The 415-nt window shown below is 35.4% G+C and carries 1 pseudogene; it reads right to left on the bottom strand.

Annotation, left to right across the window (positions count from 1 at the left end):
• Positions 1 to 171 precede the first annotated feature (171 nt).
• Positions 172 to 415: pseudogene (locus tag ACYVRH_RS14790) on the bottom strand (hypothetical protein); the annotation flags it as partial.

The following is a 415-nucleotide window of genomic DNA, read 5'->3' as shown; positions in this document are numbered from 1 at the left end:
GATATTATGGCATAAAATGAATTCAATGAATTTAATATACCAAAACGATCAACATCCAACATTCTTCCCATTATTATCTGGAAAAAATAATTGGCTATATTCCCCAACATTGTTAATATGAAAACTAATATACTGTATTTTTCAAATTCCTTCATTATTATTTACAGAAAATTACCTCAAGTCTGTAAAACGCCATATTGCGTCTTTATATGCCTTCGCATTACCTATATCAAACATTTCTCCGTCTATAACCGCGCCGTAAAGCCCACATTTGTCTATAAGAGCCGCAAGAGCGTCTGTTAAGCCAAATTCCCCGTTCTTTTCCGTAGCGTGACCGGATGCCAAATTTGATTCAAGTTCGGAAAAAACTTCGGGCGTAAGAATATATTGCCCAAATACGGAAAGGTACGATTTC

This window comes from Treponema sp. R80B11-R83G3 (assembly GCF_054786115.1).
This window is presented reverse-complemented; position numbering and strand designations above follow the sequence as displayed.